15 protein-coding genes are annotated in these 21,633 nt (G+C 43.4%); 6 read left to right on the plus strand and 9 right to left on the minus strand.

The features are described 5' to 3' along the window. Positions 1–21: 21 nt before the first annotated feature. Positions 22–1,227, plus strand: coding sequence for an ATP-binding protein (locus ADH67_RS02990; protein WP_066591478.1), 1,206 nt, complete (start codon positions 22–24; stop codon positions 1,225–1,227). A gap of 792 nt (positions 1,228–2,019) precedes the next feature. Here the strand turns inward: ADH67_RS02990 and ADH67_RS03000 are convergent. The 3 genes from ADH67_RS03000 to ADH67_RS03010 all read right to left on the minus strand — a co-directional run bounded on the left by ADH67_RS03000 (position 2,020) and on the right by ADH67_RS03010 (position 4,812). Continuing rightward, positions 2,020–2,574, minus strand: coding sequence for a hypothetical protein (locus ADH67_RS03000; RefSeq protein WP_066591482.1), 555 nt, complete (start codon positions 2,572–2,574; stop codon positions 2,020–2,022). Positions 2,575–2,576: 2 nt separating this feature from the next. Beyond that, positions 2,577–3,506 carry an ABC transporter substrate-binding protein gene (locus tag ADH67_RS03005; protein WP_236578464.1) on the minus strand — a complete coding sequence of 310 codons (930 nt, stop codon included), beginning with the start codon at positions 3,504–3,506 and terminating at the stop codon, positions 2,577–2,579. A 250-nt stretch (positions 3,507–3,756) separates the two neighbouring features. Beyond that, positions 3,757–4,812 (minus strand): hypothetical protein, encoded by a 1,056-nt coding sequence (locus tag ADH67_RS03010; protein WP_066591486.1) that lies wholly within the window; start codon positions 4,810–4,812, stop codon positions 3,757–3,759. Positions 4,813–5,038: 226 nt separating this feature from the next. Here ADH67_RS03010 and ADH67_RS03015 point away from each other — a divergent pair, with 226 nt between their 5' ends. Then, the gene (locus tag ADH67_RS03015) at positions 5,039–7,327 is read left to right on the plus strand and encodes an inorganic phosphate transporter (RefSeq protein WP_066591488.1); all 2,289 of its coding nucleotides are present in this window, start codon (positions 5,039–5,041) and stop codon (positions 7,325–7,327) included. A 639-nt stretch (positions 7,328–7,966) separates the two neighbouring features. Here the strand turns inward: ADH67_RS03015 and ADH67_RS03020 are convergent. Next, positions 7,967–11,221 (minus strand): S8 family serine peptidase, encoded by a 3,255-nt coding sequence (locus tag ADH67_RS03020; RefSeq protein ID WP_066591497.1) that lies wholly within the window; start codon positions 11,219–11,221, stop codon positions 7,967–7,969. A 491-nt stretch (positions 11,222–11,712) separates the two neighbouring features. On the opposite strand from ADH67_RS03020, the gene ADH67_RS03025 reads away from it, so the two are divergent. Further along, positions 11,713–13,302, plus strand: coding sequence for an AAA family ATPase (locus ADH67_RS03025; protein ID WP_066591500.1), 1,590 nt, complete (start codon positions 11,713–11,715; stop codon positions 13,300–13,302). Positions 13,303–13,747: 445 nt separating this feature from the next. Here ADH67_RS03025 and ADH67_RS03035 read toward each other — a convergent pair whose 3' ends face one another. Both ADH67_RS03035 and ADH67_RS13615 read right to left on the minus strand, forming a co-directional pair. Next, entirely contained in the window at positions 13,748–16,816 is a 3,069-nt protein-coding gene (locus ADH67_RS03035; RefSeq protein ID WP_066591503.1) for an Rne/Rng family ribonuclease, read from the minus strand. 230 nt (positions 16,817–17,046) lie between these two features. Beyond that, the gene (locus ADH67_RS13615) at positions 17,047–17,169 is read right to left on the minus strand and encodes a hypothetical protein (RefSeq protein ID WP_255202359.1); all 123 of its coding nucleotides are present in this window, start codon (positions 17,167–17,169) and stop codon (positions 17,047–17,049) included. A 266-nt stretch (positions 17,170–17,435) separates the two neighbouring features. Here ADH67_RS13615 and ADH67_RS03040 point away from each other — a divergent pair, with 266 nt between their 5' ends. Together ADH67_RS03040 and ADH67_RS03045 are read left to right on the plus strand one after the other, a co-directional pair. Beyond that, complete coding sequence (locus ADH67_RS03040) at positions 17,436–18,578, plus strand: RluA family pseudouridine synthase (RefSeq protein WP_084081435.1); 1,143 nt, start codon at positions 17,436–17,438, stop codon at positions 18,576–18,578. Further along, positions 18,568–19,221 carry an HAD family hydrolase gene (locus ADH67_RS03045; RefSeq protein WP_066591504.1) on the plus strand — a complete coding sequence of 218 codons (654 nt, stop codon included), beginning with the start codon at positions 18,568–18,570 and terminating at the stop codon, positions 19,219–19,221. The genes ADH67_RS03040 and ADH67_RS03045 overlap by 11 nt, the downstream gene beginning before the upstream one ends. A 36-nt stretch (positions 19,222–19,257) precedes the next feature. On the opposite strand, the gene ADH67_RS13410 is transcribed toward ADH67_RS03045, so the two are convergent. From ADH67_RS13410 to ADH67_RS03055, 3 genes are read right to left on the minus strand one after another with little or no spacing between them, the layout of a single operon-like run. Then, positions 19,258–19,767 (minus strand): SAM-dependent methyltransferase, encoded by a 510-nt coding sequence (locus ADH67_RS13410; RefSeq protein WP_330873125.1) that lies wholly within the window; start codon positions 19,765–19,767, stop codon positions 19,258–19,260. Next, entirely contained in the window at positions 19,659–19,991 is a 333-nt protein-coding gene (locus tag ADH67_RS13415) for a hypothetical protein (protein WP_236578466.1), read from the minus strand. Before ADH67_RS13415 ends, ADH67_RS13410 begins: the two co-directional genes overlap by 109 nt. Positions 19,992–20,002: 11 nt before the next feature. Beyond that, the gene (locus tag ADH67_RS03055; RefSeq protein ID WP_066591506.1) at positions 20,003–20,599 is read right to left on the minus strand and encodes a Maf family protein; all 597 of its coding nucleotides are present in this window, start codon (positions 20,597–20,599) and stop codon (positions 20,003–20,005) included. Positions 20,600–20,664: 65 nt separating this feature from the next. Between ADH67_RS03055 and ADH67_RS03060 the strand changes: the two genes are divergently transcribed. Further along, the gene (locus ADH67_RS03060) at positions 20,665–21,186 is read left to right on the plus strand and encodes a YceD family protein (RefSeq protein WP_066591508.1); all 522 of its coding nucleotides are present in this window, start codon (positions 20,665–20,667) and stop codon (positions 21,184–21,186) included. Positions 21,187–21,633 lie beyond the last annotated feature (447 nt).

The following is a 21,633-nucleotide window of genomic DNA, read 5'->3' on the forward strand; positions in this document are numbered from 1 at the left end:
ACATCACTGGAAGGAAAAAGAATGTACATACAGAGAGAGGAACAGGTTGTTGTAAATAAAGTAGGCGGACAATTTAAAACCTTGTTGGTTACTGGGCCTAGACAAGTTGGAAAAAGTACTATGCTAAAGCACGTAGCACCGGGCCGTCCTTACATCTCTTTAGATTTAATCACTGCCCGCGAGCTTGCAGACTCAGATCCGAGTCTTTTTCTCCAACGCTACAAACCACCTGTTCTTATAGATGAAATTCAGTACGCTCCAACCCTTTTTCCTGCTATTAAGTCAATTGTTGATCAAGATGAAAATAACGGTCTCTTTTGGCTTACAGGTTCTCAGCAATTCCATCTCATGCAGCATGTTTCAGAAAGTCTAGCTGGTCGCATAGCAATTCTTAGACTTCTTGGACTTTCTCAGAGAGAACTACAGGGATGGTTAAAACAAAAGCCTTTCCTACCTACAGAGAATTACCTGGAAAGTTGCCGAAAACGCACGTCAATTGCGTTAGATAAGGTTTTTCATTTTATATGGAAAGGCAGTTATCCCATGTTATGGACGGCAGATGTAGATTGGGAGATTTTTTATAACTCCTACTTTCAAACTTATCTTCAGCGTGACGTTCGTAACTTGACGAAAGTATCTAATGAAATGGATTTTGTTAGATTTGTAAGAGCAGTAGCAGGTCGGATTGGGCAACAAATCAACTTTAACTCTTTGGCAAATGATGTTGGTATAAGTCAACCTACTGCTAAAGCATGGCTTTCAGTTTTGGAGGCTTCAGGGCTCGTATATTTTCTCCCGCCATATTTTAATAATCGTCTTAAACGTTTAGTCAAATCACCAAAGCTCTATTTTACGGATACTGGACTGGCATCTTTTTTAAGCGGCTGGCTTACTGAGCAAGCAATAGAGGCGGGAACGATGAGTGGAGCTTTTCTGGAGAATTATGCAATCATTGAAATTTTGAAAGGCTATCGCAACATTGGACGAGAACCAAGCCTTTTTTATTATCGGGATACTGATGGCAGAGAAATTGACCTTATTATTGAAGAGGCAGGGATGCTTTATCCCATAGAGATAAAAAAAACAAGTTCTCCACGAGCTTCTATGGTCAAAAGTTTTGACGTTTTGCCAAAGGAGGTTAGAGGAAAAGGAGCACTTCTTAGTTTTGTAAATGAAGACGTTCCTCTTTCTGCAAATGTTTCGGCAGTTCCGTTTTTTTATCTTTGAGTATTCCAATAGGAGGAAGTTGGACTTGAATAGGTTACTTGAAATCTTTTCATATCTTCGCCGGCATCTTCAAAAAGAAAAGATTAGTAGGCATAAGAGAAGCCGCTTCAGCACTGGATGGCTCAATCACAACCTATGTATGATGAAAAACAATCATTTGCCTAGAGCTATTTCCGACATGAGTTTCTAGCCAACTGTAGTGCAAGACGGCGATAAGGTGGGGGGGGGATATGTTAAAGTTGGGAACAGATTTTTCCCGAGCAGCAAGAGTTTCTCTATTTGCGGATATAAGTCTGAATTGTTGCCATTGTCGGCTCACAAATGGAAGTGCTCCAGTTGCGCGACAGTCCAGGTCTTAGAGCGGAAATTAATTTGAAGAATATGGCGCTGAATTCCATCGTGGCAGCTTGTGGAGAGGCAGGTTCCCGCTCGAGCCGCAAAATTCGAGTGAAACCGGCCTTGGAGAAGAAGGAAGTAAGCTGCACGAAGAGGCCATCTTTGTTGAAAGTAACAGAAAAGCCTCTGTTCACAGTTTAGAGTCCAAAGTCTTATGGCTCACACCTGAATCGTTCTCTTCTTGTATGAAGATTATTTTATAGGAAGAGACTGAGGAAGATATATTGGAGTGCAGAGAAAAATTGATGACGGCAAAACTAATCTGAAAAGATTCGTCTCATAATCTTTGCCTCTGAAACTTTTTTCATTCAAAGATGGTGTGCTTAAGTATTCCCTCAAATGTAATGAAGGACTCTCATAATTTCTCCAAAAAGAAAGAAGTCATACTCAATTAAATCAAGGGTCTTCGCTAATCTGTACTTTTTGTTTGAAAATATCCTCTTTTCTTCTTAGCTTAGAAACCACGGAATCTTTATACATCAGATAGCGGGAGTGCTCAGATACGGAAGAAGATCCTTCTTGGTGCTTCCTTACCTGAGAAAACCATTCTGAATCAAAAATATCGTCAGCAAGGACATATCGGATTGCTTTTCCACGGTAGCCAATTTCAAAATACATGAAGCCTTCTGCGGCAGAAGCCGGTGCAGCTGGTGCATTGCTCCGTGCCTTATCGGGATCGTAAAGGTAACGCCTTTCGCTGACCGCTCGTGTCAAGTATTCAAAACCGTCTTTGACACCCGGCCCAGAATGGCCCGAGATGACGGTGAAGTCCTTGCGGCATGGAATTTCATTTGGAGACAAATCTTTTATAGCCTCTTTCATCAAACGAAAAACTAACGCACTGGCAATCAAAGCACGCGGGCCGGCAAAACGATAAAGATCATCTTCACGATATCCAATGATGCCTTCTGGTTCTTTGAAGATTAGAAAATCTTTGATATTGGAATACATTTTTATTTCAGAGCTGAAGGAAGGACTAAGGATTTAACATCAACTTTCTTTTCCATCATTTTGTTGTCGAATAAGAAATCTTGGTCTTTTTGAAGGCCCTCGATATCTTTCTCACTTAAGGTGTTGTAATAGTTAGACCAGGAAGCAAGTTTGCGGGCATCATCCATATCTATACCATGCTCTTTAGCTCCTAAACCGATAGCTTCTTCAGGATTCTTTTTAATCCAGTCCAAAGCTTCTCTCTGAACCTTTACTACTGTATCGAGAACCTCAGGATACTTCTTTGCAAAATCTTCTGTAACGGTGGTAACAAGGTTCACGTTAACCAAATCTTTTGCCGTTGTAATGACTTTGGTTCCGGATTTTTCGGCTTTGATAACGCCGCTTGCAGCTAATAATGCAGCATCCACCCTACCTGCCAGCAACGCGGCCAGAGCCGTTGGTTGATCCATAGAAATAAACTCAACATCTTTGATGCTCATTCCTTCCTTATTTAAGGCGGCAACGAGCAGCTGATGAAGCACAGTACCTTTTGGTCCTACGATTTTCTTACCTTTGAGATCTTTGATGGATTGGATGGCTTCTGGTTTTCCAACAATCGCGAAAGTGTCGGCCGGATGTGAAACACCGGTAGCAATTAATATTTTATTGCCGACACCATTAGCCATTAATAGAGAGGAAGTATTCATCACAGCGGAAATATCAATAGATTTTCCAGCCATAGCTTGAGTTTGTTTAGAGCCGGAGGTAATTGTTTTCCAATTTATCTTAATGTTGTCCTTTTCAAATGCTTTTTCAAGCATTCCTTTCTCTTTCATAACAATATTCTGTAGGTTGAAAGGAGCTTTGACATAAACGATATTGATTTCCTTTGGCAAATCGGCAGCGAAACAAAGGGAAGCAGAGAATAATCCTGCAAAAAGTACAGACAAAGAAGTTCTAAACATGGCTAATAAAACAATAAATGAAAATGATAATGATTATCATATCAATTATTTGAATAATTTCATATAGTAAAAAGACTACAGGGTTATTTCAAAAGAAACAGAAAGTTACGCTAGCTAACGGAAAGAGTCTTAAAAGGAAGGATGACGGTAGTGAGGAAAAAAGAAGCCGAGTTAGGAAGTATAGGCTATAACAAAAAGCCTCGCGGTCGGCGAGGCTTCAATGAAGGACGGAATGTTACAGTCCAAGAGCTTTTGTAGCAGCGTCAGCGGCTACATTGTTGAATAAATAGTTCTGACCTTGAACTGCTGCACCTTTGGCATAGTAACGGCCTGGTCTGAATACATGGTCGCCTTTAGCCGGTGCAATGAAGGCAATCTTAGCAACCCCGTTTTCATGAATCTTGAGGCCGCAGTCTCGCGGATCAACATTGGACGGAAGTGTTAAAACAACAGCAGAGGAGTTCTTGGTTGTGACAGCATTCCAGTTTCCGCTGGCAACAGCTGGTTCTCCTGTCGGCTTGCAGAAAATAGTGTCTCTTCTGACCGGAAGAATCTTGTATGTACCTGTTGTAGCTTTTGGAGCAGACGGGTCAAAGACGATGCCGTAGGCGTGAGAATCCATTCTGGATTCGTAGTTCAAACAGTAAGGAACAGTTCTGAAGTTCTCAATGATTTCTCGTGAGGCCTTAGCATTAGTAAAGGATTCGTTTACAGGAAGAACCATTTCACCATTTACGAATTTAGTAACGGCCTGGTAAGCAATTGAGCCTTCCGGGAATTTAGAGTTTCCAACTTTTTCAGAATCATTGCTGGTTTTGCCGTCGCGGGTCTTGAGATAGTCTGCAATTTTTTGACCGCTGACGTCAATGGCACGAAGATTCAAGTCAATAATGACAGGTGTCTTTGGATGACCGAAAGTGAATTGAGCATCTCCGTTTTTAAGGAATGTAACTCCAGCGGCTTTATCCAAGGCAACTTTGCCGTTTTTGGTAACCACGTTGCCGGCATCGAGTTGGCTTCCAAATAAAGTGCCGGTACCTTCTTTCTGGACCAAGTTATAGCGTGTGCCCCGCTTAGTGGAGACTGGCACAACTTCCCAAGCAGAGACTTTACGTCCATCGATCGAATAAACTTCTTTTTGAAGAATCTGAGAAGTAGTCAACGGCAAAACGGCCGGTTCTTTAGCAGAGGAACCAAAAAGGTCGGAAAGAAAGTCAGCATGACTGGCTGGTGCGACTGCGAGCATGGCAGCTGCAATACCGGCTTGACAGGTAAGAACTTTAAACTTCATGAGTCATTCCTTATTCGTGTTGTAAAAGTGAGACTTTTTTATTCTGGCAATAATACTCTTTAGAAAGCTTCGCAGAAGCTTTTAAGAAAGAGCCGGCGGGCTATGACTGACTAAAATGGTTTTGAGGGTCAAGGTTATAAAGAGAAAATAACCCTTTTATGTAATAAATTTGTCATATTGGATATCTAACATAGGGTGGTTAAGTTATTTCTAAAATTATTACTATATGGACACTTTTTTAACAGGCATTATGCTGTTCTTAATGCTTCTTGCCTCGTTTAACCTATTTGTGGGGGTAAGTAATGATGCGGTTAACTTTTTAAGTTCCGCATTAGGATCGAGAGCAGCTTCTTTCAATAGAGTAATGTTCGTCGCTGCCGCCGGTGTGCTTTTAGGCTGTACATTCTCAAGCGGAATGATGGAAATCGCACGAAGCGGTATCTTTAATCCGACAATGTTTACCTTCTACGACGTCATGATAGTTTTCTTTGCTGTTATGATGACCGACGTACTTCTCCTTGACACCTTTAATTCTCTTGGACTTCCAACCTCAACCACAGTTTCCATTGTTTTCGAATTGCTCGGCGGCTCTGTCATTACAGCTAGCTACAAACTTTGGATTACAACGGGATCTTTAGGAGGTTTAGGAGCCTATATCAATAATGAAAAAGCACTGAGTATCATCATCGGTATTCTTTCTTCTGTCATTATTGCTTTTACCTGCGGCGTCATTATCCAATGGATCGTCCGCATGGTATTCTCCTTTAAATTCCAGAAGGTATACCGTTATATCGGCGGTATTTATTCCGGTTTCTGTTTAACAGCTATTTTCTACTTCCTTGTCGTGAAGGGTGCAAAAGGTGCTTCTTTCATGACTCCGGAACTTTTGACCTGGATTAATGCTAATACTTTCGATATTCTTCTTTACACCTTCTTAGGCACGACAGTTGTCATTCAGTGCCTCATCTGGTTCTTTAATTACAATGCACTTCGTCTTGTAATTTTGGCCGGCACATTCTCACTGGCTTTCGCTTTCGCAGGCAACGACTTGGTGAACTTCGTTGGTGTGCCTCTTGCAGCTTTGCAGAGCGTACAGATAGCTGACGCGGCTCATGCTTTGAACGGAGCCCTTACTCCTGAAACTTTTTATATGGGCGGGTTAAAGGAGAGTGTTCAAACTCCGACCATCTATCTTGTTATTTCCGGCTTAATTATGGTTGGAACCTTGTGGTTCAGCCCGAAGGCACGACGAGTTGTGCAGACAGCTATTAACTTGTCTGCCAGCGACAGAAACGAGAAAGAGCAGTTCGGCGCCACTGTAACAGGCCGTGTCATTGTTCGCTCAGCCTTGAGCGTCAATAAGATTGTTAATCAAATTCTTCCTCGTTCCGTCCTAACAGCAATTGATAACAGACTAGAAAAGCCTCGTTTGCAAAAGGGTGAGATCCCATTGCCTTTTGATCAGGTCAGAGCGTCTGTTAACTTGGTGCTGGCCAGTATTTTGATTGCAACGGCTACCTCCCTCAAGCTGCCTTTGTCAACTACCTACGTCACGTTTATGGTAGCCATGGGAAGCTCTTTGGCTGACGGTGCTTGGGATAGAGAAACAGCAGTTTATCGTATTTCCGGTGTCTTAGCCGTTATCAGCGGATGGTTCTTGACAGCCTTTACCGCCTTTATTTCCTGCGGTATTGCTGCTCTTCTTTGCTTATGGCTCGGTGCGTGGTTCATGATTCCTGCGGGTTTAGTAGTTGTTACTTTGTTAATTCGTTCTAACTTCTTGGCTGGTTCCAAGAAAGAACAGCAAGCAGAAGAGTTTCTTGACGAAAATATGACCCGTGAAGAGATTAGAAATCGTCTTAACAATGCTATTGGAAAAAACCTCGAACAGACTATCAACATCTTCTCGGATGCCGTTAAGGCCTTGTTAGCAGAAGATTTGTCTGAGCTTGGACAATGCAAGAGCCGTTCTCAGGCTTTGCTGGATCATATCGTGCGTATGAGAAGTCAATACTATCTGATGATTATTCATGGTAAAGATGGTGATTACGATGCCCGAAACTATTACTACCGTACGTTCTCCAACATGAAGGACGTGGCTCAGCTTTTAACAAAGGTAGTGAGCCAGATGGACGATCACATTGCTAACTCCCACTCTGTCTTCAAGGGTGTGTTGAGAAACAATCTTCTTAAGTCCATTAGTGATTTGAAGAGTCTTCAGAAGACTCTGGATAACTTTATCCTTTCAGGCTCAACCTCTGACGAAGTATTGCTGAGGTTATCCAATACTAACTTAGAAGAGGTCAATCTTTATCAGCTTGAATTGATGAAGCAGATTGATATCAATCAAATGCCTTTGCACCGCTCTGAGCTCTACTTGGCCCTCCTACAGTTCTACAGAGAAGTCGTGAACCGTTATACCGTTATTGTTCTGCTTCAGAGAGAACTAAACCATATGCTGCAGGATGAAGGTAAAGGAAATATTTCTTCTCTAACTAATCCTGAAACGACCTAATTAACTCATTAGGAAAAACAAGCCGGCAGTTAAAACCTGCTGGCTTTATTTTAGTGCGCCCAGCAGGGCATCTCTCCATAGGGTGCAAATCCCGAACCTGCCCGGTGAGGGGAAAGGTTAGCGACTCGGCAAGGGTTCAACGATGACGTTAAATCTGAAGGAAGCTGACAGCAAAACGCATGTTCAACGGACAGGAAGCGGATATGAGGCGGTCTAGGCGTTTTTTTTTGAGGGGAGGGGGCTAAAGTACCCAACGCCCAATACTCATACAAGACCCTAGGACGTAGATCCGATGGACAGGCGGGAAAGAACGGCGTCATACCTGGGGAGGTCTGATTTAATGCTACCGGCTACAGAACTCGAGAGGGAACTGGATGTTAAATCAGAAGTCAGCCGAGGTCATAGTAGAGACAACTCGAAGGACTGAATATTAACATTGCGAGTAGAGGTGATTATTCTCACGACTGTTGCAGGAACTCAGACCAACGCTCTCAGAGCGTCTGTTACAACACAAGGCGGGCAGAACTGCGCAGTGCTGTAGACAGCCGAAGCAAGAGAAGCTAGTTATGGCGAAATCGCAATGACGGCTTAATGACAAGCAGTCAAATTCAGGAAGAAATAGTTCTTCGCTTCTTTTGGCTAGAACTTCTTTCCAATAAATAGATTGGCACCAATGTTGCGAGCTTTTCCGGAAGCAGCTCCCCAAGCTTCAAGTCCGCCGTAGACGCCAGTCTTTTGTTCTAAACTGACTCTTAAAGAGCCTTCCATGGAATCTTTTTGGAAACTGTCAGTTCCGGCAAAAAATCTCGGAGAAGCGTCGGCAAATTTTGTGCCAATCTTGGCCTCGCTCGTTGAATAGCTATGGCGCCAGCCGAGCCATATATCGGAAGTTATCGATGTTTGGATAATTTGAGTGCTGCCTTGAAATTTAAGGCCGATCAAGCTTGAAATGTTTCCTCTATGGTGTGATGCGATGGATTGCGGAATGCCCGAGCCTTTCTCTGTGAAAGAAGGTGTCCGTAGCCAACTGTAATCAACCAATGCAAAAGGACCTGCTTTGATAGTTTCTGATCCGGCTAAGAATTCCGCTCCTGCTTGAGTACTGAAACCAAAACCTGTCCAGTGGCCTTTATAAGCACTGCCGACTGATTTTCTAGTTGCTTTGGCATCATTAACGCCGACAAACATAGAGCCAAAAACTGTTAATCCATCAATTTTTTGGGGCAAGTATCTCGCTTCTGCTCCAATCAAAAATCTTGTTGAATCGTATTTGCTCCCGCTATTCTTTTCCTTCAGATTTAATTGAGCAGCACCGATAAATAGTCCGGATTTGACTTGGTCAGAAACTTTGGTTCTGTATCCTCCTAACACGCCGTACTGATAAGTCCGATAGCCGTTGAGATAAGTCGAGTTAGCGGTAGAGCCTCGAGTGCCTAAAACCTTAGTCCAATAACCGTTCTCGGTCTGAGCCGAGAAGAGAAGGTTATTAATAGTTCGAAGCTGTTCTAAGTCCGCTTTCTGAGCATTCAGGTATAAATTTGGCAGCGTGTCTTGGAGAATATTGGATACCTCATTGTTTCTGGGATCGGAAAAATCTACTAACTCGATTAAATTATTCAAACCGTTGCTTAAGGAACTCTGCGACGCAACGGCATATAACGCATTTCCCAAAGAAAACTGAGCTGGTGTCTGGGCATATTGCGTGTAACTGTCGGGCAATCTCAAAATTTTTAAAAAGATGGAGTTTCCTTTTCTTTCTAATTCAGCGTCTAAAGTTCCTGAATTTTTAAAAAACTTAATAGCTTCCAAATCTAAGGATAATTTTGAGGGATCGCTTACTTCGATAAGTTCCTGAAGCTGGATTTGATGAAGACTATCATTGACGTGAAAGCCTCTTTCTAAACCAAGTAAGATCTTGCCTTCTAATTTGGCTTCGTCAAGCACTTTCAGACTGTTGTGCTCGCCCTCATTACTTACAAAGAAAATGAGATTTCCCGACGGACTTTGAACGTAATGTCCAACCGTGAAAGGAGCCACAAAATCACCGGGAATAAAAGTACCATGATTTATTACTTTGTTGTTAACTGTGCCGTTGCCTAAAAGCGCACCTTCGTTTTGAACTAAGATGGAACTATGCACCAGCGTTCCACCGGAACCGTCGGCTCGTTTGCTAATGTCTAAAACGCCCCCTTCAACAACTGTCGGTGCGGAGTACGTGTTCGTTCCGGTTAAGACTAAAACGCCGCTTCCTTCCTTAATCAATCCGGGCTTTAACCCGGTGAAAGTTGTCGCCGCTCTATAAACACCTTCTTTGTATTCTTCGTGGTGGTACTTGTCATTCCAAAGGCTTTCGGAAATATCGTTGTTAAAGAAGGCTGTTTTTCCTTGGGTGTTAAATCTTTCAAAAGCAAACTTTTCGTTTCCGAATTCAGCATAGGATCGAATGTCTTCTGCCTTCATTCGGTTGACGTCTAAGCGTGCAATACCGTTCACAGCTTTGCCAACGTCAAGCATGCCTTGGCCAAACACTTCTTCTTTGGTGACTTTAACAAGTCTTACATACTTATCGTCGAACTTTTCTGTGCCGTCTTTTTCGTAATGGTCTTTGACGAAAAGGTCAATAAGAGTATTAAGAGAATAAGTTGGCCACGCAGCAGGATCGGCTTGGTATGTTTTGGTGATAGCCTGAATTAGTTGCTCTTGGGAGGGTCTGTCATTGGAAAAGTAATAAAAGACGAGAACTGAAGCAACCGAATTATCAAAACCGACAAGAATGTCCGGACATTCAATATTGCTGTTAGCCGTTGTGAGAAGCGTATCGGCTAGTTGCTTTCCTGTCATCCACGGAAAAGCTTGAGCTACTAGGGCGGCAGCTCCCGAAACCTGAGGCGCAGCCATAGAGGTGCCGGATTTTAAGACGTACTTTCCGTCAATTACATTTGCGGCCAAAATATTGCTTCCGGGCGCGGTGATAGAAAACAGTTCTGCACCGCGAGCTACATTAGAAAACAAAGAAAGGCCTGTTGGGCCGAAGACAATTTTTCCGTTTTCTCGACGCGTATCGAGAGGATTAGCTGAGACAACGGTAATCCAGTTTCCAAGTTCGGAACCGTAATAGCGAGGGAGCATTCCGGTAAAAGAAGGATGGACCCAACCGTCGTTGGCCGCGGCAATGACCGCGAGACTGTTAGGATTGTTTAGAGCCCAGTTGACGAGACTGCCTGAATGCGGACGCTCACCCATTAACTTGGAAAGCTTTTTCGCTTCGTTTATGCTGTACAGCTCACCTGTTGGAAGCTGATCTTTATTGAGCTCAGGTGAGGTCCAACTGTTGTTGAGAATTTTAATCTCAGGATGTTTTTGAAAGAAATTTTCGTTATCCGGATAATAAAATTCTTGAAGTCCAATGTAGACCTGTCCGACAACATTCGAATCAAAAGCAACACCGTGCATTCCGTTATCGTCTTTTTTTGCAGCCATGATGGAGGCAACATGGGTTCCGTGACTCACGGATACGTCCCAGACCGTTGGGAGAGGAAGTCTGTTTCCGTCCTTGTCAAAAGCTTGAACGACTTCAAACTTCTCGGATAATTCCGGATGATATGACTGCATCTCAGTATCTAATAAACCAATCAACACGCCTTTTCCAGTGAATCCCTGCGCATAAGCAGGAGCTGCATTGATTAAATCCAGCCCGTTCGAAGCGTAATACTCCGGCGTTTTAAAGTCTTGTTCAGTTGCGGCCAATGCGGCTAAAGGAACAAACAAAGCAGAAAAGAGTGCCAATACTTGGCGCTTTAATAAAGGAGACTTCTTATGTAAGAAAAAAAACTTAACAGAATGAGGTTTTGAACGGAAGATAGAGACTTCCTTTTTTTTATTCTTTTTTTGCATATAACGTGCCTTGGAAAAAGAGCGATTCTCCACTTAATCACCCATAGGTCGGTAACTGTAATGCTATCTAAAGATCCCTTGTTGCACCTTCAGGAATTTCCCGATGGAATATAAAGTAGGTATCTCCGTGACGGAGGATTAGGACATTTAAGGAAACTAGATTCATTGCGCGCCCAGCTTGAAGTTTTCAGATAGCTAGCGAAGAAATGCGAGAACATGATTAATCTGATGATTAAAATAAATCTGGCTTAAGAGGTGACAAGCAGGAACCACCTGTCCGGGTTCTCTCTGATAGAGAAATGAAGCTTTTCGATGGATTGCTGCTATTAGAAGATGCGAACTTATCCTGAACCTCTCAATGTCAGGAAAAATCCAAAACCATGTCATTGAAATTTAGGACTAGTTTGATTATTTGAGTAACCTCATGAAGACAGATGTTTTGAGAAAGGCGGGCACTTCTATAATGGTGAGAATAAAGTGAAGGGACTCTTATGAATACGGAATTATTGAAACGATTGCCTTTAGGCACATCTTCCTTTGAAGCTCTTCGAGAGTCGGATGAAATTTATGTAGATAAAACAAGTTATATCTACCGTTTGGCCTCCAATAGAGGAAAGTATTTCTTAGCTCGTCCAAGAAGGTTCGGAAAATCATTGTTAATTTCCGCCTTTGAGTCTTTGTTTAAACATGGTTTGAGAGACTTTAAGGGTCTGGAAATTGAAAAGCTTTGGAAGGACGAAAAGAACTATCGAGTGGTGAGGCTGGACTTTGCCAGAGTAAAGCCAGAAGGAACTTTCAAAGAATTCCAAGAATATTTTGATGATTATTTGGATACGCAATTTCAAAAGATAGGGTTTAAGAAAAGTGGGTCCAATTTTTTTACCAATCAGTTGGAAGCCTTTTTAGACGGATTGCCAGCTTCGTCGTTGGTATTATTGATCGATGAATACGATACCCCGTTAACAGAGTGTCTAGATGATCCTAAATTGTTTTTACAAGTTAGGAATTACCTTTCAAAGTTTTACTCGATCCTTAAATCTAACGATACAGCATTACGTTTTTTATTTATTACTGGAATAACGAAATTTAGCAAGACAAATATTTTTTCAGCATTAAATAATTTAACGGATATTTCGCTTTCGACAGAATACGGCTCCCTATTAGGATATACGCATAAAGAAGTAGAAGAGTATTTTTCCAAGTATTTGTCATGTGCTTCAGAAACTCTGAAAGTGGAGCGGGAGGAACTTCTGAACCAGTTAACTGCTCATTATGACGGCTTTTGTTTTGAAGAAAACGCAAAACAAAAGGTCCTTGCTCCCTGGTCTTTATTACATTTTTTCTCCTCTCCAGAGAGAGGATTGAAGGATTATTGGTTTGAAAGCGGTGGAAAACCTAGTGTTTTAGCCAAATACTTACAATCTCATACGTTACGGGATCCGATGTACTATGGAAAAGAGAAGGCCCTAGCGTTGAACATATTGAGCGGTTCTTCTGATGTTGAAAATTTGTCAGATGTAGGGCTTCTTACGCAAGCCGGTTACTTGACAATAAAAAGAATTCAGGGCACGACAGCGTATGTGGATTATCCGAACCTTGAAGTAAGAACAGCAATGGCTCAGCTTTATCTAGAGCAAATGTTAAGAGGCCGAACTGTAGAACAAATAGGTGCAGGCAACATTGCATATCTTTTGGCAAATGAGAATGCCGAGTCGGTTTATCACAATCTTAATCACTTCTTGAGAGGAATTGATTATCGGGCTTACAAAGACTTTAAAGAGTCCAGTATTCAGTCTTTCATACAAATATATTGCGCAGGCGCAGGTTTGAGAGCCAGAACCGAAGTCCATAATAACAAGGGCCGGAGTGATTTAGAGGTGAGGTCCGGTTTCCGTCATTGGGTGTTCGAATTCAAGCTAGTCAAAGATGGGGAGAGTCCGGAGAAAAAGCTTAGGGAAGCGGAAATACAAATGAAGGAACGCAGTTACGGCTTATCTGAAACTCATTTGGAAATTAAACGGATGGCCTTAGTTTTTTCTTTAAAAGATAGAGAATTCGTTAAGTGGGCAGAGATTTTGTAAGGATGAGAAGGGGAAAGGATGTAAAGGCATTGGAGTTTCCGGAGCCGAGGGTTCCGGGAGGGGGTATAAAAAGAGAAACGAACTTAAATATAAAACTTGGAGAGGAATTTACTGAGGCAGTAAGTGTCCAAGATTTTGTCCGCAGGTCCACTGTCGGAGCGTCTATGGTCACGTCCTCGATAAGGCTTGGACGGAAGCGTTAAAAGACGGACACGATAAAACCAAGAAGATAGGTTCCTTGGACTTCAAGCACGGACTGGAAGATTACGGCCTCAAGCCATGGCTTCCGTCTACCTACAAACAATTGCAAGCAGAGAGCTAATGCCGGAAAATCTGCGGCTCTTATCGAGCCATGGGAACCTTACCAAACAGCAGATCGACTAAGCAAAAATTAGAGCCCGCGAAGAGCGGGCTCCAAGGTGCTTTTTGAGTTTCGGACAGACTATTATTTAGCTGTTGTCTGGACTTGTTCTAAAACGAACGGTTCGTCAGAAACTGTTTTCTTGATTCTCTTTCTGCCTAATTTTGGTTTCTGAACCTCAACAGTAGGTTCATCAGTTACTTTGGTAGAGACGAGCTCAAGTTTTGGTTCTGCAGATGCTCCAGCTTTCTTTGCCGGCTTAGCAGCTGGCTTTTCTTCGGCTGTTTTTGCCGGAGTGGGAGCTTGTACCGGGACAGTGGCCACTACAGGAGTGAGTGCTGCAGGAGCTTTTACCGGTTCCTGTTTAACTTCAGCCGCTTGTTTCGGTTCTTCCTTAACTGGTTCAGCCGGGATGGAAGATTCTGCCTTGAAGCTGATTTCATGCGCTGGTTTCTGAATTTCCTTCAAAGAAGGTACTTCAGGCTGCGGGGCCGGCGTAGCTTCTGCGGGTTTTGCTTCAGCAACCGGTTGCGCCTGTTCAGTGCTCTTCTCTGCTTGCTGCTTTCTTTCGCCTCTGCCTCTGCGGGTTCTGTAAGGGTTGTGTCTGAATTGCTTTTCAGGCTTTTCTTCGAGAGAAAGGTCGGCAACATTAACAGCCGGAACTTCTGCGGAAGGTGCGGAAACGGTAGCTGCTTCTTGATGCGGAACAAAAGCATTCACCTGATCCATAACGGCTACTTCAACTGCGGCAGTTACCGGAGCTACGGCAACCGGCGGTTTCGGAGTTTCAACCTGGTCAAAAAGTCCTTCTTTTTCTTTTCTGGAGCGTCTTGGCTTTCTGACCGGAGCTGTTTCAGCTGCAGGAGCAGAGACCTTGATGTTCTTGTCAGCTTCAGCAGCGTCAGGGGCCGGAACGGAAACGTCAATAGTTTCAGTTTGAGGTTTAACGGCTTCGGCTAATGGAGCTGCTTTAACTTCTGTTTCATCGTTGGCCGGAGCAATAGCAGGAACTTTAGCGGTTTCTCTGGAGCGTTTTGTCGGTTGAGCCTCTTTCTCAGCACGTCTCTGAGATTTGACTTCTTCCGGTTTGCTTTCTGCTGCAGTCTGCTGTGGAACCGCCTCGGCTTTCTTAGAAGTGCGTCTGTCTTCAGTTCTGTCTCTCTTGCCTTCGGCTTTTGAGGCGGAACGGGACGGCTTTTCGGTTTTTTCGGAGCGTTCGGCTCTTTCTTGCTTTGCCTGATCTCTGCCTTTGCCGGCGTTCTTTCTTTCGGCTCTGGAAGGTTTAGCTTTTCTTTCCTGACCTTTGGCAGCCTTCTGCTCTTTGCGGGTTTTAGCTTTTTCTTTCTTAACTTGTTCTTCAGTAACTTCCTCGCTTCCGGTAAAGAAACTGATGAGTTTCTGCCAGAACGATTGTTTATTTTCTTTCGGTTGAGCTTTGCTCTTGGAGTCAACATGCTTCGGAGCTTCTTCACGTGCAGGAAGTCCTTTAATAACAGGAACTTGCTTTGGTCTGTCCGAAGTATGCTGTTGAGGAGCTCTGGAATAGGGCTCATTGGTTTCGGCTTCAAAGCTTTCTACTCTTTCGTAGCTTGGAAGAACGGAATCAAGTCTTTCATCATCAGGACGAATTCTTTCGATTTGATAATGGGGAGTTTCTAAGTTCTTGTTAGGAATCAAGAAGATCTTGATCTTATGACGAGATTCAATCTTGGCAATATCGTTTCTCTTTTCATTGAGAAGGAATGTGCCGACATCAACCGGTACCTGAGCCTGCATAGCGGCTGTCCCATCTTTGAGAGCTTCTTCCTGAAGGATACGGAGAACTTGAATGGCACTGGATTCTGTGTCGCGGATAACACCGACGCCGTTGCATCTCGGGCAGGTAATGTGGCTGCCTTCATACAATGTGGGACGCAGTCTTTGACGGGAAATTTCCATTAAGCCGAAGCGGGAAATCTTGGCAGCTTGTACGCGGGCTCTGTCGTTTTTGAGCTCCTCCTTCATCTTCTGCTCAAGCTCTCTCTGATTGTTCGGATTCTCCATATCAATGAAGTCGATAACAATTAAACCGCCGAGGTCGCGCAGCCTCATCTGGCGGGCAACTTCTTCAGCAGCTTCCATATTGGTCTTGAAAGCTGTCTCTTCAATATCGGCCCCTCTGGTGGACTTGGCCGAGTTAACGTCAATAGCCACCAAAGCTTCCGTATGGTCGATAACAATGGCACCGCCGGAGGGAAGGGGAACTGTGCGGGAATAAGCTGTTTCAATCTGTTTTTCCACCAAAAAGCGGGTAAACAGAGGAATGTCGTCGTGATATCTCTTGACTCTGTCGACCATATCCGGCATGACATGGCTCATAAATTGACGGGCCTGTTCATAGATTTCGTCGGTATCAATGAGGATTTCGCTGATTTCCGGCTGGAAGTAGTCGCGGATGGCGCGAATAACCAGATTGCTTTCTTCAACGATCAAGAAAGGAGCCGGATTGACCCTCTTCAAAGGTCTGCCGTTGATGGTAGCGGTGTCGACTATGTTGCCTTTGCCGTCATCGTACTGCGGCTTAGCTGCGTCATCGATCGCTTCCCACAGTTTAAGAAGATAATCCAAGTCCCATTGAAGCTCTTCAACGCTTCTGCCGATACCGGCGGTACGAGCGATAAGGCTCATGCCTTTCGGATACTGAAGCTTGCTGAGGTTTTCTTTGAGCTCTTCTCTTTCTTCGCCTTCAATGCGGCGGCTGACGCCGCCTCCGCGAGGATTGTTGGGCATTAAGACAAGATAGCGGCCTGCTAAAGAAATGAAGGTCGTCAGAGCAGCGCCCTTGTTTCCTCTTTCTTCTTTTTCAACTTGAACGATGAGTTCCATGCCTTCGGAAACAGCTTCCTTGATAGTGGCTGTTCTGTAGTCGACTCCCTCGTTGAAATAGGCTTTAGAGATTTCTTTAAAAGGCAAAAAGCCGTGTCTTTCTTCTCCGTAGTCTACGAAGCAGGCCTCCAGAGAGGGTTCAACACGAGTAATAATACCTTTGTAGATGTTGGACTTTCTTTGTTCGCGGGCAGACGACTCCAGATCCATGTCGATCAGTTGTTGGCTGTCAACGATACAGACACGCAGCTCCTCAGGATGCGTGGCATTAAATAACATGCGCTTCATTGGGCACTCCTCGATCACTGACGCGGATCACAGGCGTGCTGAAAGAATATGTCTCTAGGTGAAAGATTGATGAGGACGTTTAGTTAAAAGGTAAGCTAGTAATTTGTGGGCATCCGCTGAGCCTTCCGTTTCAGATTTTATGCACGGGGAGATTGGCCTCCGAAGGATTCTTCGATCCCGGACCGTAAGTTCTCCTCTGTTGGAAACGCTCAATTACTTTCCTCTACCAGTTAAAAAACAATAACAACAACTACAACTTCTAGTTCTTCTCTGCCTGCAGCATCAACCGGACGCTGCACAGCAAAATAAAAAATATTCTTTTCAGCAAGACGTTCTAATAAAAGAAACGCCACCGAAGATCCACTGAGAAATTGTTCTCGAATCTCTCGGATTTATGTTCAACATTTTGCGCGATGAGCTGTTTGGGATCTCAATTTCCTAGCAGGCGGAAATTAAGGCTGTCCGAAAAGGCTACAATCAACGCTTACGAGCGACGAAAATTATTAGTGACAACAACGTGTCATATATCGAGCTTTGAGGCCTAAGCACAAGGACTTTAATAGTCTTGGCGGCACCTTCAAACGGCTAATAATTTGTCTCGGTGAGGATTTTAAAACAAATGAGCACAGAGCGCCATCCGCAAAAAAACGCAACGGACAAAGAAGTTACGAATAGAAAACGGCCTGAGGCAAAAGGTCGGACAAGAAAAGGTAAGGATATCTTGGAACAAATCCGTTCTGCCCAGAAGGAGCAGAAGCCGAGTGTCCAAAAACAAGAAAAAGCCCGCCGGTTGCCTAAACCAGAACCTCAAAATTTGAAAGCTCGTTTAGTGACCGTTTCAGCGGCCAATGAGGGGCAGCGTTTGGACAACTTCCTGATTACTTTGTTAAAAGGCGTACCGAAATCTCATATCTACCGTATGGTCAGGAACGGAGAAGTCCGAATCAATAAGGGCCGTGTAAAGGTGGAAGCTCGACTAAAAGCTGGTGATTTGGTTCGTATTCCTCCGATTCGTGTGGAAGAAAAGCCAAATAGCTACGTTCCGCCGATTAAGTCGGAAGACATGCCCAATATTCTTTTCGAAGATAAAGATCTTCTGATTGTGGAAAAACCGGCTGGTATGGCTTGTCACGGGGGAAGCGGTATCTCTTACGGCTTAATCGAAAGAATGAGAACGACTTTCGGATCGGACCAATTTTTAGAATTGGCTCACAGGCTCGACAGAGATACTTCAGGCGTCATTATTCTTGCTAAATCCAGAAGAGCTCTTGTCCGTCTCCATGAAATGATGCGTGAAGGCGAGGTTCAAAAGGTTTACCTTACCTTAGTCAAAGGGGACTGGGTAAACGACAGACAGCACGTCAAACTTCCATTACATAAATTTCTAACGGCCTCCGGAGAAAGAAGAGTCAAGGTCGATAAAGAAGAAGGTTTACCGAGCCACAGCATCTTTACTTTGATTGAAAGATTCGGGCAGGTTTCTTATTTGGAAGTTGAACTGAAGACAGGACGTACTCATCAAATTCGAGTCCATGCTCAAGCGTCAGGCTTTCCGTTGGTAGGCGATGACAAATACGGAGATTTTGACTTTAACGCCAAGGTCGAGCAAGGACTTTTGGGTGTGCCGTTTAAGAGAATGTTTCTTCACGCGCATCGACTGACATTAAATCATCCAATCTCCGGAGACAAACTTATCATTGAAAGTCCGCTTCCGGCAGAATGCAAACAACTTATTGAAGTATTAGAGAAAAATGCAAAATAAGAAAAAACTCCTTATTTTTGATTTTGACGGAACACTTTTTGATTCCATTAGATATTTGTCCGAGGCGGAAGTAAATGCCGTTAATGAAATGGGCTGGAACCCAATAACATTAGATTTTGCCCGCAAAACTATCGGTCTCAGTCTCTCAGTTATCTACGAGCAGGTATCGGGCGACAAGTCTCTTTCTAAACTGCAGGAATTCACAGACAGATTCAATAAGTATTTCTTCGCTCGGGCAAAAGAAGCAGGTTATTTCGATGGAATTGAAGAAATGCTTGCCTCTCTTAAAGAGAAAGGTTTTATTTTGACCATTGCGACGGGAAAGGGCAGAGCCAGCCTTGATCGTTTGGATGAGATGCTTGGTTTTGATAAATACTTTGATTTCAATATCTGTCCGTCAGAATCTGAACCAAAGCCATCTCCGCAGATGGTCAACAAATTGCTGAGGAAATATGACTTAAGGCCGGAAGATGCCGTTGTGATTGGCGATTCTGAGCATGATTTAAAGATGGCTCAGAATGCCGGAGTAGATACCGTTGCCGTTTCCTACGGTGCAATGAGCAGAAAAGAGCTGGCACAGTACCATCCGACTAAGATTGTGGACACCGTTCAAGAACTTCAGCAGACACTTGAAGTATTGTAGTAGCAAAGGTGCGCCTGTATCGCTAATAAATACAGGCTAACGGCTTCGTCCGGTCCGTTTCTGAGGCCCGAGGATCCCAAAAATTGAAGGCAATTTTGGAAGTTCAGGGTTTTCTTTTTTCCACTGTTCTACGGTTCTGGTTTTAATAAATTCTTCCGGGCCTGTAATGTCCATTGCTACGAGAACTCGCGTCTGGAGACTGCAGAAGGTCAGAAGATCTTTGAGCATTTGATTATTCCTATACGGTGTCTCAATAAAGAGCTGAGTCTCCCCGGATCCTAATGTACTTATTTTATCTAACTCTTTAATAGCTCTAGATCTTTCGGGTTCTTTTATCGGCAGATAACCGCTGAATCTGAAATTTTGACCGTCCATACCGGAAGCCATTAAAGCCAAAATCATTGAGCAGGGACCTACCAATGGACGGACCGGATAATTCATTTCCTGAGCTTTTTGTGCAACTTGCGCTCCCGGATCGGCAATCCCGGGGCAGCCCGCTTCGCTGACAATTCCAATATCATGGCCTGCGGCCAGGGTGCAAGCCAGCTTTTAACCTGAGCAGGATCGGGCCGGTGGCCAATCTCTACGATGCTCAATTCCGCAATAGGTTTTGGATGTCCGATTTTCTTTAAGAATGCGCGGGCAGACTTGGCGTTCTCAGCCAAAAAATAATCCAAACGTTTTGCCGTTTCGATTGTTAGTGCGGGCAGAGATTCCTTTGCGGGGCTATCTGAAATCGGAACGGGAAGCATAAAGAGGCAGCCGGCCATGAGAGATTTCCTTATTTAAGTCCGGGGAGAACCTCGATGCCGCATTTTTCCAGCATAGAGGTCAATTCAATTAGACCTAAACCAATAATAGCTGTTGGGTCGTCAGACTGGAAAGAGGAGATCAAGCAGATCCCGAGTTTTTCTAGTTTAGCGGAACCGGCGCAGTTGAAGGGTTTTTCGAGATCAACGTAGGCTTCAATCGTTTCTCTCTTGAGCTTTTTCATCTTGATGGTAGTATCGACAACAGCAGAGTGGCCTAAACCACTTGCATCGATCACTGTCATTGCTGTATGGAAAATTAAGGTTTTACCAGCCATCTCCTCGAGCTGTTTGATGCAGTTTTCTCTGTTGCCTGGTTTGCCGACACATTTTCCTTCCAGATCCAGGACTTGGTCAGAACCGATGACGACACATCCCGGATGTTTTTGTGCAACGGCACGAGCTTTTAGGCGGGATAGACGCAAAGACAAATCTCTTGGAGTCTCCTCTTTGAGCGGAGTTTCATCCACTTGTGGGGAGTCAGTGGTAAATTTCACATGTAATCTTTCCAGCAATTCTTTGCGGTACGGAGAGCTGGAGCCAAGAATTAAAGAGGGTTTTGAAGTCATAGTTAGGTCGTTTGTTGTAAACAGGCCTTATTTTAAAACCGGAAAAATCGAAAAAAGGAACGCAAATGACAGAGTTACTCAAGTCGACCGACTATGTAGACGTATACAGAATGTCCAGGGATAAAAGAAAGATCGAAGGCAAAGTCAAAGTCGGCGATATGAAGAGATTGGCGGAGACTGCATCTAATCATGATGATATTTTTGATTACGTTATTACCGGTATGACAGGTAAGTTAGGCTGGTCCGGGGCAATTATGGAACTTCACGGAAAAGTCGCCGTTCCATGCAACCGCTGCAACAATCCTGTTGATGTTCCTATTGATAGAGAAGTAGTCTTTAGATTTGCTAAATCAGAGGAAGAAGCCGACACCATTCCTATTGAAGAAGATGACGATACCGAAGTTGTTGTAGGAAGCGAAAAACTTAATGTGATGGACTGGATTGAAGAAGAAATTATTCTTTCTATTCCGTTGGTTCCATCTCATGATTATGCATGCCTTGATAAGGAGAAGTTGAATAAAGATGATGAACCGCTAGAAAAGGAAAATCCTTTTGCAAAATTAAAAGGCATGAAATTTAACAAGTAATCTTCAGAAAATTTTCTTTTTTGTCGCAGGCTCAATTAGTGGGCCTTTTTTACGTGAAAAATCAGGTAGTCCGAAACTTAAGATTGGCAGCGAGTTGATAAATATGTCAAGAAACTGACCATGCTTTTAATTGTGCATTTCGCAACTCACAAGGATGAAGAAAGGATAAGCAAGAATACTGATTCGAATTTGAATCTGAACCAATTTTTGTATTAGGCAACAAAAATGCAAATGTGAAGCGGAAAAGTCTTTTGGCTAGATAGAGGTTTTACATTTTCATCAATTGCGAAAAGTTGCTTTAAAACAACTTTATAAAATTTGATTTGTCCGTTAAGCAAAATGACATTTCATTCAAATTTGTACCCCCTATAGGAACAATTTTTTATACAAATAATTTTGCATTTTTCCTAAAAAATAAGGAGATTTAATTTTTTGAATTTTATAAAT

It is taken from the genome of Turicimonas muris (assembly GCF_002221595.1).
GTDB lineage: Bacteria > Pseudomonadota > Gammaproteobacteria > Burkholderiales > Burkholderiaceae_F > Turicimonas > Turicimonas muris.

What these genes read in the sequence shown, in the direction of transcription:
- ADH67_RS03010 (WP_066591486.1), bottom strand. Translation starts at nt 4,812, where the DNA reads ATGAAGTTTAAAGTTCTTACCTGTCAAGCCGGTATTGCAGCTGCCATG.
- ADH67_RS03035 (WP_066591503.1), bottom strand. Translation starts at nt 16,816, where the DNA reads ATGAAGCGCATGTTATTTAATGCCACGCATCCTGAGGAGCTGCGTGTC.
- ADH67_RS03025 (WP_066591500.1), top strand. Translation starts at nt 11,713, where the DNA reads ATGAATACGGAATTATTGAAACGATTGCCTTTAGGCACATCTTCCTTT.
- ADH67_RS03015 (WP_066591488.1), top strand. Translation starts at nt 5,039, where the DNA reads ATGGACACTTTTTTAACAGGCATTATGCTGTTCTTAATGCTTCTTGCC.
- ADH67_RS03040 (WP_084081435.1), top strand. Translation starts at nt 17,436, where the DNA reads ATGAGCACAGAGCGCCATCCGCAAAAAAACGCAACGGACAAAGAAGTT.
- ADH67_RS03020 (WP_066591497.1), bottom strand. Translation starts at nt 11,221, where the DNA reads ATGCAAAAAAAGAATAAAAAAAAGGAAGTCTCTATCTTCCGTTCAAAA.
- ADH67_RS03055 (WP_066591506.1), bottom strand. Translation starts at nt 20,599, where the DNA reads ATGACTTCAAAACCCTCTTTAATTCTTGGCTCCAGCTCTCCGTACCGC.
- ADH67_RS03045 (WP_066591504.1), top strand. Translation starts at nt 18,568, where the DNA reads ATGCAAAATAAGAAAAAACTCCTTATTTTTGATTTTGACGGAACACTT.
- ADH67_RS03060 (WP_066591508.1), top strand. Translation starts at nt 20,665, where the DNA reads ATGACAGAGTTACTCAAGTCGACCGACTATGTAGACGTATACAGAATG.
- ADH67_RS03000 (WP_066591482.1), bottom strand. Translation starts at nt 2,574, where the DNA reads ATGTATTCCAATATCAAAGATTTTCTAATCTTCAAAGAACCAGAAGGC.
- ADH67_RS02990 (WP_066591478.1), top strand. Translation starts at nt 22, where the DNA reads ATGTACATACAGAGAGAGGAACAGGTTGTTGTAAATAAAGTAGGCGGA.
- ADH67_RS13415 (WP_236578466.1), bottom strand. Translation starts at nt 19,991, where the DNA reads ATGGCCGGCTGCCTCTTTATGCTTCCCGTTCCGATTTCAGATAGCCCC.